Source organism: Streptomyces sp. NPDC048436 (assembly GCF_043200355.1).
Classification (GTDB): domain Bacteria; phylum Actinomycetota; class Actinomycetes; order Streptomycetales; family Streptomycetaceae; genus Streptomyces.
The window spans coordinates 173,399-187,188 of the sequence record NZ_JBICXP010000007.1 but is presented as its reverse complement, the minus strand read 5'-3'; the positions used below and the strand labels follow the sequence as shown (position 1 = coordinate 187,188).

Below are 13,790 nucleotides of genomic sequence, written 5' to 3'. Positions count from 1 at the left end.
GTCCCCACGCTTCCGGCCGGGAGGGAATCCCCGGCCCGGCAGCGCTTGTCCAGCGGACAAGAGGAGCTGGCATGAGTGAGATCGCCGACACGGGTCACCACACCACGGCGTCCACCGCGATAAACGCGACGAACACCGTTCATGAGTCTTACGCCTTCGCCTGTATGCGGTGCGGGCACGGCTGGGAGCAGTCGTACGAGATAGAGCACCACGTGGACGGCAAGGGCAAGGAATTCGTGACGTACGTGGCGGACGGCCAACACGTGCCGTCGCCCCTGACCCGGCCGACGTGTCTGAACTGCGGCGGACATGTCGTGCGGATCATGCGGGCAGGGCAGGTGTCGTCGGTGCTCGACCTGATGCACAGCCAGCACGCGCCGCGAGCCGTGACGGCGGACGCACCGGACTCCGGGGCCACGGCGGCGAAACCTCGTGAGCCCAAGCACCACCACTGGAACCTGTCGGCGCTGCTGCACCCCTTCCACCACCACAAGGCGGGATGACGCCCCGCTCGTAAGAAGCGGGATGACGCCCCCGTCGTGAGAATCGGTGGGTTCGTAGGATCGGGGGCATGCCTTCGACATCCAAAGACGCCGACGCCAAGAACGCCGCACCGCCGCCGCCCGAACCCCTTCGGGTACCGGTCGCCGACTCCCACACCCACCTCGACATGCAGTCGGGGACGGTGGACGAGGGGCTCGCCAAGGCCGCGGCGGTGGGCGTGACGACGGTCGTCCAGGTGGGCTGCGACGTGGCGGGTTCACGCTGGGCCGCGCGGACGGCCGCCGAGCACGAGAGCGTGCACGCCACCGTGGCCCTGCATCCCAACGAGGCGCCCCGCATCGTGCACGGCGACCCCGACGGCTGGTCCCGGCAGGGGGCGCGCGAGGCGGGTGGTGACGGCGCGCTGGACGCCGCGCTCGCCGAGATCGACGGGCTCGCCGCGTTGCCGCACGTCAAGGGCGTGGGCGAGACGGGCCTCGACTACTTCCGCACCGGGCCCGAGGGCAAGGCCGCCCAGGAGCGGTCCTTCCGCGCGCACATCGAGATCGCCAAACGGCACGGCAAGGCGCTGGTCATCCACGATCGCGAGGCCCACGAAGATGTGCTGCGCATCCTGAAGGAGGAGGGCGCCCCGGAGCGCACCGTCTTCCACTGCTACTCGGGCGACGCCGCGATGGCCCAAGTCTGCGCGGAACACGGCTACTTCATGTCCTTCGCGGGCAACGTCACGTTCAAGAACGCACAGCATCTGCGGGACGCGCTGGCCGTCGCCCCGCTCGAACTGGTCCTCGTGGAGACGGACGCGCCCTTCCTCACGCCCGCTCCGTACCGCGGACGGCCTAACGCGCCGTATCTCATTCCGGTCACATTGCGGGCGATGGCCGAGGTGCGGGGCATCGGTGAGGACGCCATGGCCGAGGCGATCGCGGTCAATACGGCGCGCGCGTTTGATTACTGACCGATAACGCTCATACCCCCGCGATCCGGTGCGGTTCGGCGTGGTTCAGGGCGGCACCGCGACACTGCGTAGTCGTGCTGCTTTGGAGAGTGACGGTTGCTCCGCTAGGTTCTGGTCCGCCTCGCCCGATCCGGACCGGAACGAGAACGCTGGAGCGTCGTCGTGAGTCATGCGCCGCAGTACGAGACGTCTTATGGGGGCGGCACGATCCATGAGCCCGAGGTCGGGCTTGATGCCGAGTTCGGGCTTGAGCCCGGTGCCGGTGAGTGTTTCCCCCGGCAGTCCACCGGGCCCGACCCGACGGTGGTCGTACGCCCCGACGGAGGGCGGGCCGAGGCGCGGCGGGCCGCCCGGCGGAAGAAGACGAAGGGGTCGTCCGAACGGCCCGACTCGCTGCGTCGGCTGCTGCCGCAAGCGCTGGTCGTCGCCTTCCTCGCCGGCGGCACCTCCGCCTTCGTCGCCGACGACAAGGTCGTCCAGCTGAGCGTCGACGGCGAGACGCGCACCCTGCACACCTTCGCGGACGACGTGGGCGAGCTGCTCGCCGACGAAGGCGTGGACTTCGGCGCCCACGACATCGTGGCGCCGACCGCGGGCACGGCCCTGGCCAGCGGCGACGAGATCGCCGTCCGCTACGGGCGGCCCGTCAAGCTCACCCTCGACGGGCAGCGGCGCGAGGTGTGGACGACCGCGCGCACGGTGGACGGCGCGCTGCGGCAGCTCGGGGTGCGGGCCGAGGGCGCCTATCTGTCGGCCTCCCGGAGCAGGCGGATCGAGCGGGGCGGTCTTGACCTCGACGTACGGACCGAGCGCACCGTGACGATCATGGCGGACGGGCGTGAGCGGACCATCCGTACGAACGCCGCGACCGTGGGCGAGGCGGTCGAGGAGGCCGGGATCAGCCTGCACGGCCAGGACACGACCTCGGTCCCGCCCGACAGCTTCCCGCGCGACGGCCAGACCGTCACCGTCATGCGGATCTCCGGGCGCAAGGAGGTGCGGGACGAGCCGATCCCGTTCGACGTGCGGCGGACGCAGGACCCGACGCTGTTCGCCGGCACGGAGGTGGTCGAGCGGCCGGGGCACCAGGGCACTTTGCGGGTGACGTACGCGCTGCGCACGGTCAACGGCGTCAAGCAGAGGCCGCGGCGCCTGCGGTCGGAGGTGGTGCGGGCGCCGCAGGCGCGGATCGTGAAGGTGGGGACGAAGCAGACGCCGAATTCGGTGTCCGGGGCGGACGGGCTGAACTGGGGTTCGCTGGCGCACTGCGAGTCGGGCGGCCGACCGAGCGCGGTGGACGCGTCCGGGACGTACGGGGGCCTCTACCAGTTCGATACGCGGACGTGGCAGGCGTTGGGCGGATCGGGACGCCCGCAGGACGCGCCGCCGGAGGAGCAGACGTTCCGCGCCAAGAAGCTTTACGTACAGCGGGGGGCGAGTCCTTGGCCGCATTGCGGGGGGCGGTTGTAGTTGCCGACGCTCGGCGCGTGGGGGTGCGGTGTCGCTCCGTCGTGGGGGCGGGGGTGCTGCGGCACCGGAGCGCCGCGAACCGCGTCCCGGGCGGAAATACCGACACGCTGCCGGGCAATCGGGCGGGTGGGCGGGAAAGCTCGTTCGTCCAGAGGGAGACGCGGGGTAATCGGGTGGGTGGGCGGGAGAGCTTGTTCGTCCAGGGGTGACCGCGGGGTGCAGGCAGGTCCGGGCGGTGCGGGCGCGGGGTGAGGAGGCACAGGGGAGAGGCAGGGCCCCGTAACCTAGGAGAGTGAGCACCACTGAGCCCAACGCACTCCTCGGCGCCGCCGACATCCGAGAGCTGGCCGCTGCCCTGGGCGTACGCCCGACCAAGCAGCGCGGTCAGAACTTCGTCATCGACGCCAACACCGTCCGCCGCATCGTCCGCACCGCGCAGGTCGGTCCACAGGACGTCGTGGTCGAGGTGGGCCCGGGGCTCGGCTCGCTGACCCTGGCGCTGCTGGAGACCGCGGACCACGTGACCGCGGTCGAGATCGACGATGTGCTCGCGGGCGCCCTGCCCGCCACCATCGAGGCCCGGCTCCCCGCGAGGACCGGCTCCTTCGACCTGGTGCACAGTGACGCCATGCTCGTGCGGGAACTGCCGGGCCCCGCCCCGACCGCGCTCGTCGCCAACCTCCCGTACAACGTCGCCGTACCCGTCCTGCTGCACATGCTCGACACCTTCCCGACCATCGAGCGCACCCTCGTGATGGTGCAGGCCGAGGTCGCCGACCGCCTCGCCGCCGCGCCCGGCTCGAAGGTGTACGGCGTGCCGTCCGTGAAGGCCAACTGGTACGCCGACGTCAAGCGCGCGGGATCCATCGGGCGCAACGTCTTCTGGCCCGCGCCGAACGTCGACTCGGGCCTCGTCGCGCTCGTGCGGCGGGCCGAGCCGGTGAAGACCACCGCGTCGAAGCGGGAGGTCTTCGCCGTGGTCGACGCGGCCTTCGCCCAGCGGCGCAAGACCCTGCGGGCCGCGCTCGCCGGATGGGCGGGCTCCGCCGCCGCCGCGGAGGCGGCGCTCGTCGCCGCCGGGGTCTCGCCGCAGGCGCGCGGCGAGGCGCTGACCGTGGAGGAGTTCGCGCGGATCGCCGAGAACAAGGGAGCGGGCGCGTGAGCGCGAGTGTCACCGTGCGGGTGCCCGCGAAGGTCAACGTCCAGCTCGCTGTCGGCGCCGCGCGCCCGGACGGCTTCCATGACCTCGCCAACGTGTTCCTCGCCGTAGGGCTCTACGACGAGGTCACGGTGGAGCCCGCCGAGCAGCTGCGGGTGACCTGCTCCGGGCCCGATGCCGCCCAAGTGCCCCTGGATCGTACGAACTTGGCGGCGCGGGCGGCGGAGCTCCTTGCCGAGCGGCATGGACGTACGGCCGATGTGCACATCCACATCGCCAAGGACATTCCCGTCGCGGGCGGCATGGCCGGCGGCAGCGCGGACGGCGCCGGTGCGCTCGTGGCGTGCGACGCGTTGTGGGGGACCGGGGCCTCGCGCGATGAACTCCTCGACATCTGCGCCGAGTTGGGCAGCGATGTGCCGTTCAGTCTGGTGGGCGGGGCGGCGCTCGGCACGGGACGCGGCGAGAAGTTGGAGCCGCTGAAGGTCGGCGGGGAGTTCCACTGGGTGTTCGCCGTCGCCGACGGAGGGCTTTCCACGCCTGCGGTGTACCGCGAGTTCGACCGCCTCACCCCGGCCGCCCCCGCCCCCGAGGCGTCCCCCGCGCTGCTCGACGCCCTGCGTGAGGGTGACGCCCAGGCCCTCGCGGCGGCCGTCACGAACGACCTTCAGCCCGCCGCTCTTTCGCTGTTCCCCTCGCTCGCCGACACCCTCGCCGCGGGTACCGAGGCGGGTGCCCTGGCCGCGCTGGTCTCGGGGTCCGGGCCGACGACGGCGTTCCTGGCGGCGGACGCCGCGTCCGCGAGGCGGGTTGCCGAGGCGCTGTCGGCCTCCGGGACCTGCCGTGCGGCGCGGGTGGCGGACTCGCCCGCTCAGGGCGCGACCGTGCTCTAGGGGTGCGTTCCGGTACTACTCAGACGCGGATCTGAGTACGTGCGCGCTGACGCGGGGCGTGCGGCGCGCGCGACCGTGTCCGCATGGGATCAAGCGTTCGCGAACTGGCCGAGAAGACGCCCGCCGGGCGTGACCGGTACATCGACCTGCTGCGGGTCGCCTCGCTCGGCACGGTCGTCATCGGGCACTGGCTGATGGCGGCGGTGACGGTCGGGGACGACGGCCGGACCGAGGTCGGCAACCTCCTCGCCGTCGTACCCGCCCTCCAACCGCTCACCTGGCTGCTGCAGATCATGCCGGTGTTCTTCTTCGTCGGCGGCTTCTCGCACGCACTGTCCTACCGCTCGCTGAGCCGCAAGGCCCCCGAGGGCGGCGGCTCTGTCTACTCGGCGTTCCTGCGGGCGCGGCTCCAGCGGCTGCTGCGGCCGACCATGGTGTTCATAGGAGTGTGGGGCGTCGCCGCCCTGCTGCTCCAACTCGTCGGCGAGGGCGGCGCGTTGCTGGACGTGACGCTGCGGCTTGTCGCCCAGCCGCTGTGGTTCATCGGCATCTACCTGGCGATGGTCGCGTTCACGCCGCCGCTCCTGAAGCTCCATGAGTGGTACGGGTGGGGCGCGTTCGGCGGTCTGGTGCTGGCCGCGGGCGCGGTGGACGCGGCGCGCTTCGCCTTCGGCGTGCCGTACGTGGAGTTCCTCAACTTCGCCTTCGTGTGGCTCGCGGTGCATCAGCTCGGCTTCCTGCGGGCGGACGGCAGGCTGCGGGCGCGGGTGCCCGCGGCCATGGCGGTGGCGGGACTCGCGGGGGCCGCGGCGCTGGTGGCCTTCGGCCCGTATCCCCTCTCGATGGTGGGCATGCCCGGAGAGCGCGTCTCGAACATGGCACCGCCGACCTTCGCGCTGCTCTGCCACGGGATATGGCTGGTGGGGGCGGTGGAACTGCTGCGGGGGCCCGCGCTGCGGTGGCTCGCGCGGCCTCGGGTGTGGCGGGGCGTGGTGGCCGCCAACGGGGTCTCGATGACGGCGTTCCTGTGGCACCTGACGGCGATGCTCGGGGTGTACGGGGTGCTGATCGCCGCGGACGTGCCGTTGCCGGAACCCGCGTCGGGGGCGTGGTGGGTGCAGGTTCCCCTGCGGATGGCGGCGGCGACGGTGGTCACCGGTGTGCTGGTCGCGGCATTCCGCCGCTTCGAGAAGCCGGGCGTGGCAAGGGAGTTGACGAGAGCGCCAAGCACAGTCGCGGGCCCGGCAGCCGCCGTGGGCGTCACGCTCTGCCTCTTCGGCGTACTCGGCCTCTCGATGGTTGGCTTCGGGGGCCTGCTCGAAGGGCGTACGGCGATGCTGATCGCGGTACGGGTGACGGCGCCGGTGGCGGTGGGGATGGCGCTGATCGGGTGGCTGCTTGTGGAGCGGGCGCCTACAGCTCGTCGATGGCGGTGAGGTCGATGTCGATGCTGTAGGGAACGGTGATCTTGACGCGGTCGTGATGGATACCGGTCAGGGCGTACGTTCCGGTGACATGGCCGAGCTCATAGACCTGGACCACTGGGTGGTTCTCCTCGCCCGTCATCTCGACGAGCCAGAAGTGGGGGATTCCCGCCGCGGCGTACTTTCCGGGCTTGCTCTTGCGGTCGCGGGCCTCGGATTCGGGGGAGATGACCTCCACGGCGAGCAAGACGTCAGCGGCCTCGTAGCGCGTCTGGAATCGGCTGGTGACAGCCTCGGAGCGAACGACACAGACGTCGGGTTCTGGGCCGTTTCGCTTGTCGAGTACTACGGTCATTTCGCGTCTGACCTTCAGCTCTCGCGGCGAGGTACGGCGCAGCCCGTTGACCAAGAGGTCGATGGCGATGGTGTGGAAATCCCGCTGCGGACTCCCGAAGACCAGGCTCCCGTCGATCAGCTCTGTGTGCGGCGGGAGATCAGGCAGCGTGAACAGGTCGTCCACGGTGTAGCCGTCCGGCGGTGGCACAGGCCAGCGGCACCCATCGTGCAGGGACTCGGCGGTCATGGTTCCTCCCATGGACGGGATTCTTCGGCCTGTCCCATAACCGTAGCCGCCGTTTCCGCAGAACGTCATCACAAAGGGTGATCAGCCGGGTACCCCGGAGCAGGCGAAGGCCGCCCCAGCCAGGCGACTACCCTGGAGAGTCGATCGATCCCCTTCCCTGGAGCGTTAATGGCCGTCAACCTGGTCAATGTCGAGGCAGTCAGCAAGGTGTACGGCACACGTGCCCTGCTCGACGGTGTCTCCCTCGGCGTGTCCGAGGGGGACCGGATCGGCGTCGTGGGGCGCAACGGAGACGGCAAGACGACCCTCATCCGGATGCTCGCCAAGCTGGAGGAAGCCGACACCGGACGGGTCACGCACAACGGCGGGCTGCAGCTCGGTGTGCTGACCCAGCACGACTCCCTCGACCCCGAGGCCACCGTCAGGCACGAGGTCATCGGTGACCTCGCCGACCACGAGTGGGCCGGCAGCGCCAAGATCCGTGACGTCCTGACCGGCCTCTTCGGCGGACTCGACATGCCGGGGTTCCCGCAGGGACTCGACACCGTCATCGCGCCGCTCTCCGGCGGCGAGCGGCGCCGTATCGCGCTGGCGAAGCTGCTCATCGGCGAGCCCGACCTGATCGTGCTCGACGAGCCGACCAACCACCTGGACGTCGAGGGCATCGCCTGGCTCGCCGAACACCTGCGGACCCGCCGCTCGGCGCTCGTCTGCGTCACGCACGACCGCTGGTTCCTGGACCAGGTGTGCACGCGCATGTGGGACGTACAGAGTGGGTCCGTTTTCGAGTACGAGGGTGGGTACTCCGATTACGTCTTCGCCCGCGCCGAGCGCGAGCGCATCGCGTCCACCGAGGAGACCAAGCGCAAGAACCTGATGCGCAAGGAGCTCGCCTGGCTGCGGCGCGGCGCCCCCGCCCGCACCAGCAAGCCGCGCTACCGCATCGAGGCCGCCAACGAACTCATCGCCGACGTGCCGCCGCCCCGCGACAGCAGCGAGCTGATGAAGTTCGCGACGACCCGGCTCGGCAAGACCGTCTTCGACCTTGAGGACGTATCCGTACAGGCCGGCCCCAAGCTGCTCCTGAAGCATCTGACGTGGCAGCTCGGCCCGGGCGACCGCATCGGTCTGGTCGGCGTCAACGGCGCGGGCAAGACCTCGCTCCTGCGGGCGATGGCCGAGGCGCAGCGCTCCGACGGCGACGTACAGCCCGAGGCGGGGCGCGTCGTGGTCGGCAAGACCGTGAAGCTGGCCTATCTGTCGCAGGAAGTGGCCGAACTCTCCCCGACGCTGCGGGTGTTGCAGGCCGTGCAGCAGGTGCGCGAGCGCGTCGACCTCGGCAAGGGCCGGGAGATGACCGCAGGGCAGCTCTGCGAGACGTTCGGGTTCAACAAGGAGAAGCAGTGGACGCCCGTAGGCGATCTGTCCGGTGGCGAGCGGCGGCGCCTCCAGCTGCTGCGGCTCCTGATGGACGAGCCGAACGTCCTCTTCCTCGATGAGCCGACGAACGACCTGGACATCGAGACGCTGACGCAGCTTGAGGATGTTCTCGACAGCTGGCCCGGGTCGATGGTCGTGATCTCCCACGACCGGTTCTTCCTTGAGCGCACCACCGACAAGGTGTTCGCGCTGCTCGGCGACGCCACGATGCGGATGCTGCCGCGCGGCATCGACGAGTATCTGGAGCGGCGCAAGCGGATGGCGGCGGCCGGTGTCCCCGCGGCCCCCCTCGCCGACGCGTCCGCCACGGCCTCCGCCGCACCCGCAGCCGCGCAGAAGGCGGTCTCGTCCGCCGACGCGCGCGCCGCGAAGAAGGAACTCCAGAAGATCGAGCGGCAGCTGGACAAGATGTCCACGAAGGAAACCTGGCTGCACGCCCAAATCGCCGATAACGCCACCGACTTCGGAAAGGTGGCGAAACTGGACGCCGAGTTGCGTGAACTCGTGAGTGAGCGCGACGAGTTGGAGATGCGCTGGCTGGAGCTCGCGGAGAGCGCGTAGAGGTCTAGTAACGGACGCATCACGGGCCGGTCCTCCCTTGGGAACAGGGGACGGACCGGTCAGGTGTGCTAGGGGGTCAGGGTGATAGAAAGGTCGGCCTGAGCACCACTTGGCGTGCCGAAAAATCAGTGAAGGGGGAAGCGCTGATGACTCAGCCGCCCAACCAGCCGCCGCCCGGCGGTTTCGGAGCTCCGCAGGATCCGCAGCAGGGAGCCGCTCCGCAGCCACCGGGCCAGCCACCGCAGCCACCGGCCCAGCCGCCGCAGGCGCCCGGCCAGCCGCCGCAGGTCCCGCCGACCGGCGCCCCGCAGGCCCCGCCGACCGCGCCCCAGCCCGGCTACGGCTACCCGCAGACTCCGCCCGCGCCCCAGCCTGGCTACGGATACCCGCAGCAGCCCGGACCGTACAACCAGCCCGGACCTTACGGCCAGCCCACGCAGCCGGGTCAGGCAGGCCCCTACGGCCAGCCCACGCAGCCCGGTCAGCCGGGTCCTTACGGCCAGCCCACGCAGCCGGGCCCTTACGGCCAGCAGCCCCAGTACGGGTACCCGCAGCAGCAGTTCCCGCCCCCCGGTGTGCCGGGCACCCATCCGCCCGGCGTCGGCGGTGGCGGCGGCAAGAACCCCTTCAAGGGCAAGCCCGGTCTGATCGTCGCCGCCGTGGCGGCCGCGGCGCTCGTCATCGGCGGTGTCGCCTGGGCGGTCGTCGGCGGCGATGACGACGGCAAGAAGAAGCCGGTCGCGGAGAAGAGCGACGACCCCAAGGCCAGCGGCTCCGCCCCGGTCAACCCGGGTGACGGCGACGGCGACAGCGAGGGCGAGAAGGAAGACCTCAACGCGGGCCGGCAGCCCGGCGAGTCGAAGGTGCTCTGGTACAAGGAGGCGCCCAAGGTGCCCGGTTCCGGCGCCGACGCCAAGGGCATGTGGGTCAAGGACGGCATCGCGGCCAAGGCGGCGTACAAGGAGATCACGGCCTACAAGGTCGCAACGGGCGACCGCGCCTGGCCGACGATCACGTTCCCGCAGAAGATCTGTGGCACGACCCCGCAGATGACGGACGACAGCAAGATCGTCGTCGCGTACAAGGACGGGCTCAAGGACGACGCCAAGTGCAACCAGATCCAGATCGTCGACCTGAAGACGGGCAAAAAGGGCTGGGTCAAGCCGGTGAAGGAGGAGGGACTGTTCGACATGTCCCTCAGCACCGACCTCTCCATCACCGGTGACACGGTGATGGTCGGCCGCTCCCAGTCCGGTACGGCGCTGCGGATCAGCGACGGCAAGCAGCTCTTCGTCGCCGACAAGAAGGAAGAGGGCACCTGCTTCCCCAGCGGCTTCGCGGGCGGCAAGAAGATGCTCGTCGCCTTCTCGTGCGGCGCGAGTTCGCCCACCGAGCACGACGAGCTGCAGCAGGTCGACCCCAAGACGGGCAAGGCCGCGTGGACGAAGAAGTTCCCCAAGGGCTGGAAGATCGGCCGGATCTACTCCGAGAGCCCGACGATCGTGTACCTCAACAACGAGGACAAGAAGCAGTGGAACATCACCACGCTGAAGCCCAACAGCAGCGAGACCCGCTCTGAGGTCGGCGTGGACGAGAAGTTCGCGCCGGAGTGCGACGGCTCGGCGTTCCTCGGCGGCAGCCTGCAAGGCTGCCTGGGCGCGACGACCGACGACAAGAACCTCTACCTGCCGACCGACGCGACCTCAGGCGCCAACGAGATCGTGGCGATCAGCCTTGCCGACGGCAAGGAGGCCTGGCGCACGAAGTCGCCGCTTGATGAGTCCATGCTGCCGATGAAGGTCGAGGGCGGCGAGCTGATCGCCTACGTCAACCCGTCGTACGACTCCGGCGGCCAGGTCGTCTCGATCCCGCTGTCGGGCGGACACAAGCCGAAGAAGCTCCTGCAGAACCCGGCAGGGACCTCGGAGATCGAGAGCGGCTTCTTCTCCAAGGCGGTCGACTATGTGGACGGTCGCTTCTACCTCTCCACCACGCGGCTCTCGGGCAGCGCGAAGGGCCAGGAGAAGCTGATGCTGGCCTACGGCAAGTGATGCCGGCTCACGGCGCATGATGCCGGCTAACGGCGCATGATGCCGGATTACGGCAAGCGCCCTTCTCCGCCGCCCCGTTCACCTCTCGTCCCCAAGGAATCGACGTCATGACGCAGCCGCCCCAGCCGCCCAACGAGCCCCCGCAGGGCGGGTTCGGCGCCCCCCAGGACCCCCCGCCGAATGGTTTCGGCGCTCCCCAGGACCCCCCGCCGGGAGGCTTCGGCAAGGCTCCCGAGCCGAACCCCTCCTACGGCTACCCGCAGGCCCCCGGCACTCCGCCGCCCGCGCCCGGCACTCCGCCGCCCGCCCAGCCGCCGACGCCCCCCGCGGGCCAGCCCAACTACGGCTACCCGCAGGCGCCGCAGGCCCCCGGCACCCCGCCCCCCGGCCAGCCGCAGGGCTACGGCTACCCGGGGCAGCCGACGCAGCCGTACAACCAGCCGACGCAGCCGTACGGCCAGCAGGCTCCGTACGGGGCCTACCAGCAGCCCGGCACGATGCCGATGGCGCCGCAGTCCGGTGCCCCCGGCGGCTCGGGCGGCTCGAAGATCAGCGGCCAGATGAAGATCATCATCGGCGCGGTCGTCGCGATCGCCCTGATCGTCGGCGGCGGTGTCTTCTACGCCTCGACGCAGAAGGACGACGACCCCAATGTGAGCTCCGCGGGCGCTTCGGGCGGCAACGAAGGCAAGGGCGGCGAGGACAAGAAGGGCGGCGACGAGCAGGGCCCGAGCGGCCCCGGCCAGGAGAAGGTACCGGCCAACACCGCCGCCACGGTCTCCATGCAGCTCCCGCAGCCCGAGGTGCCCGAGAAGGAAGTCTGGAGCACCAAGGGATCCTGGCTTACCGACGATGTATATGCCAAGGCGGGGGTAAACAAAATTGTCGGCTATGACCCTGCTACTGGCGACGAGCTGTGGACGCTGCCGCTCGCGGGCCAGACTTGTGCCGGCTCCCGCGAGGTCACCAGGGACGGCATCGTCGCGGTTGCGTATGAAGAGGGTAAGAGGACGAAGAAGGATAAATATCAGACCTGTTCCCAGATCTCCGCGATTGACCTGAAAGACGGAAGGAAGCTCTGGACGGAGACTATCGACGAGGGCAGCTCGGCCGCCCGTGTCGAAGAGGTCACCATCAGCGGTAGCACCGTCGCGGCCGGCTCTAGCGCGGGCGGCGCGGCCTTCGAGATCATGTCGGGCGATCACCTCTGGGAGCCCACCGCGGGCGACGAGTGCCAGGACGAGGGCTACGCGGGCGGCGAGCAGCTCGTCGCCGTGCGCAAGTGCGGTGACTACGACGAACCAAAGCTCAAGATCGAGTTGCTCGACCCAAAGTCGGGCAAAGCTCAATGGACCTTCCCCCTCGCAGGCGGTATCAAGTACGCCAACGTGATCTCCACCAAGCCCGTCGTCTTTGGCCAGCAGACAGGGGCGGACGCAACGAACGTGACGGATGTCTTTTCGCTCGATGGCAAGGGTGAGTTGCGCGCCAAGGTTTCCCTTGGGAAAGACAAGTACGACCACGATTGTGAGTTCGATGTGGTCGACGCCTGCAGTTCCATTGCTGTCGGTAATGACAAGCTGTACATCCCGACCCGCCAGCACGACGGCGGCGGCTATAGCCAGACTAACGAGATCATTGCCTTCTCCTTGGCCACCGGAAAGACGACCGGTGACCGCGCCGACGCAGGCGAGGACGGCGAGATGTTCCCCATCCGCATGGACGGCGGCAACATCTTGGCGTACAAGGACGGCGGCTACAACAAGGGCGCCCAGGTCGTCTCCATCAACGGCAAGACGATGAAGGAGACCAAGCTCCTGGAGACTCCCGCGGCCGAGTCCGTTGGCAGCGCGATCAGTAGCATGGTCCCGAAATCGAATGAACTGCTGTACTCCGACGGCAAGTTGTTTCTCGGTAAGAAGTTGGTGAGTAAGCCGTACTCGGAGGACGAAAAAGAGTACCTAGCTATGGGCTTCGCAGCTTCCTAGGGTCGTGACTTTTAGTACTCTGCCCACCCCTGTAAGGGTGGGCAGACTACTAGTGGGGGGCGTGCAGGCGATTAGGCGATCACTACGTGGCCGCCGTAGACCCAACCGTAAGGGTAATTGGTAGTACGCTTGACGTGGTACCACTTGTTTCCATGGCTGTTCTTGCACCACTTGTCATACGCCGCGTAGACATGCATGCGCACGTGACCGACAATAGTTCCGCCCTCAGAGTATGTGCTTCTCACCGGTGCGGATCGCTTGGTGTAAACTCTTCCGTTCCCTGTTTCGCAAACGATTGCGCCCCTTGCGGAAGCGGAAGTTCCCTCTACTGCAGAAGCCGGCCCTGTGCCAAGCGTGACTAGCCCAGCTCCTAGGGCTAGTGCTGCCAGTGCTCCTACTGCACGGTTTCGCATCCGTCTCCTCGTTTCCTCGGTGCTCATGGGTAGATGGATACCGAACACAGTACTGAGAGTGTCAACTCGCTCTACACGGCCCACGCATGGCGGTGACGTGGACTCAACCCGGAGCGGTTATGACAGCTGGGCACCCGGAACGGAGTTCTTCACGTCGCGCCCTCCTTGAGTGGCGCATCGGAGATCGCATCGCACGGCTACGCAAGCAGCGAGGTCTGGTGTAGCAGGGGGCCTTGCGATGTGTACGAACGTTTCGAAGACCCTGTGTTTCAAGGCGGAGTGAGGGCAGCTGCCGGCGTTGCTGGCACTTTCGCTGCGTGCGTTTGTGCGTTCAATGCGTCGACGT

10 protein-coding genes are annotated in these 13,790 nt (G+C 69.0%); 9 read left to right on the top strand and 1 reads right to left on the bottom strand.

Annotation, left to right across the window (positions count from 1 at the left end; translation table 11 throughout):
• Positions 1–71 precede the first annotated feature (71 nt).
• The 6 genes from ACGFX9_RS24605 (at position 72) to ACGFX9_RS24580 (ending at position 6,420) form a co-directional block, all read left to right on the top strand.
• Entirely contained in the window at positions 72–503 is a 432-nt protein-coding gene (locus ACGFX9_RS24605) for a hypothetical protein (RefSeq protein WP_393475816.1), read from the top strand.
• Between the two features lie 68 nt (positions 504–571).
• Complete coding sequence (locus tag ACGFX9_RS24600) at positions 572–1,462, top strand: TatD family hydrolase (protein ID WP_393475813.1); 891 nt, start codon at positions 572–574, stop codon at positions 1,460–1,462.
• Between the two features lie 162 nt (positions 1,463–1,624).
• Positions 1,625–2,932 carry a ubiquitin-like domain-containing protein gene (locus ACGFX9_RS24595; RefSeq protein ID WP_393475810.1) on the top strand — a complete coding sequence of 436 codons (1,308 nt, stop codon included), beginning with the start codon at positions 1,625–1,627 and terminating at the stop codon, positions 2,930–2,932.
• A 292-nt stretch (positions 2,933–3,224) separates the two neighbouring features.
• Positions 3,225–4,094, top strand: coding sequence for a 16S rRNA (adenine(1518)-N(6)/adenine(1519)-N(6))-dimethyltransferase RsmA (rsmA, locus tag ACGFX9_RS24590; protein WP_393475807.1), 870 nt, complete (start codon positions 3,225–3,227; stop codon positions 4,092–4,094).
• Complete coding sequence (locus ACGFX9_RS24585) at positions 4,091–4,984, top strand: 4-(cytidine 5'-diphospho)-2-C-methyl-D-erythritol kinase (protein ID WP_393475804.1); 894 nt, start codon at positions 4,091–4,093, stop codon at positions 4,982–4,984. The genes rsmA and ACGFX9_RS24585 overlap by 4 nt, the downstream gene beginning before the upstream one ends.
• An 83-nt stretch (positions 4,985–5,067) precedes the next feature.
• Positions 5,068–6,420 (top strand): acyltransferase, encoded by a 1,353-nt coding sequence (locus ACGFX9_RS24580; protein ID WP_393475802.1) that lies wholly within the window; start codon positions 5,068–5,070, stop codon positions 6,418–6,420.
• Here ACGFX9_RS24580 and ACGFX9_RS24575 read toward each other — a convergent pair.
• Positions 6,398–7,003 carry a Uma2 family endonuclease gene (locus ACGFX9_RS24575; protein ID WP_393475799.1) on the bottom strand — a complete coding sequence of 202 codons (606 nt, stop codon included), beginning with the start codon at positions 7,001–7,003 and terminating at the stop codon, positions 6,398–6,400. The genes ACGFX9_RS24580 and ACGFX9_RS24575 overlap by 23 nt on opposite strands.
• 156 nt (positions 7,004–7,159) lie before the next feature.
• Between ACGFX9_RS24575 and ACGFX9_RS24570 the strand changes: the two genes are divergently transcribed.
• From ACGFX9_RS24570 to ACGFX9_RS24560, 3 genes are all read left to right on the top strand, one after another.
• Positions 7,160–8,992, top strand: a complete 1,833-nt coding sequence (locus ACGFX9_RS24570; RefSeq protein WP_393475796.1) for an ABC-F family ATP-binding cassette domain-containing protein — start codon at positions 7,160–7,162, stop codon at positions 8,990–8,992.
• A 146-nt stretch (positions 8,993–9,138) separates the two neighbouring features.
• A complete protein-coding gene (locus tag ACGFX9_RS24565) occupies positions 9,139–11,043 on the top strand; it encodes a PQQ-binding-like beta-propeller repeat protein (protein WP_393475793.1) in 1,905 nt (634 codons plus the stop codon).
• A 107-nt stretch (positions 11,044–11,150) separates the two neighbouring features.
• Positions 11,151–13,031 carry a PQQ-binding-like beta-propeller repeat protein gene (locus tag ACGFX9_RS24560; RefSeq protein ID WP_393475790.1) on the top strand — a complete coding sequence of 627 codons (1,881 nt, stop codon included), beginning with the start codon at positions 11,151–11,153 and terminating at the stop codon, positions 13,029–13,031.
• The last annotated feature ends 759 nt before the right edge of the window (positions 13,032–13,790 follow it).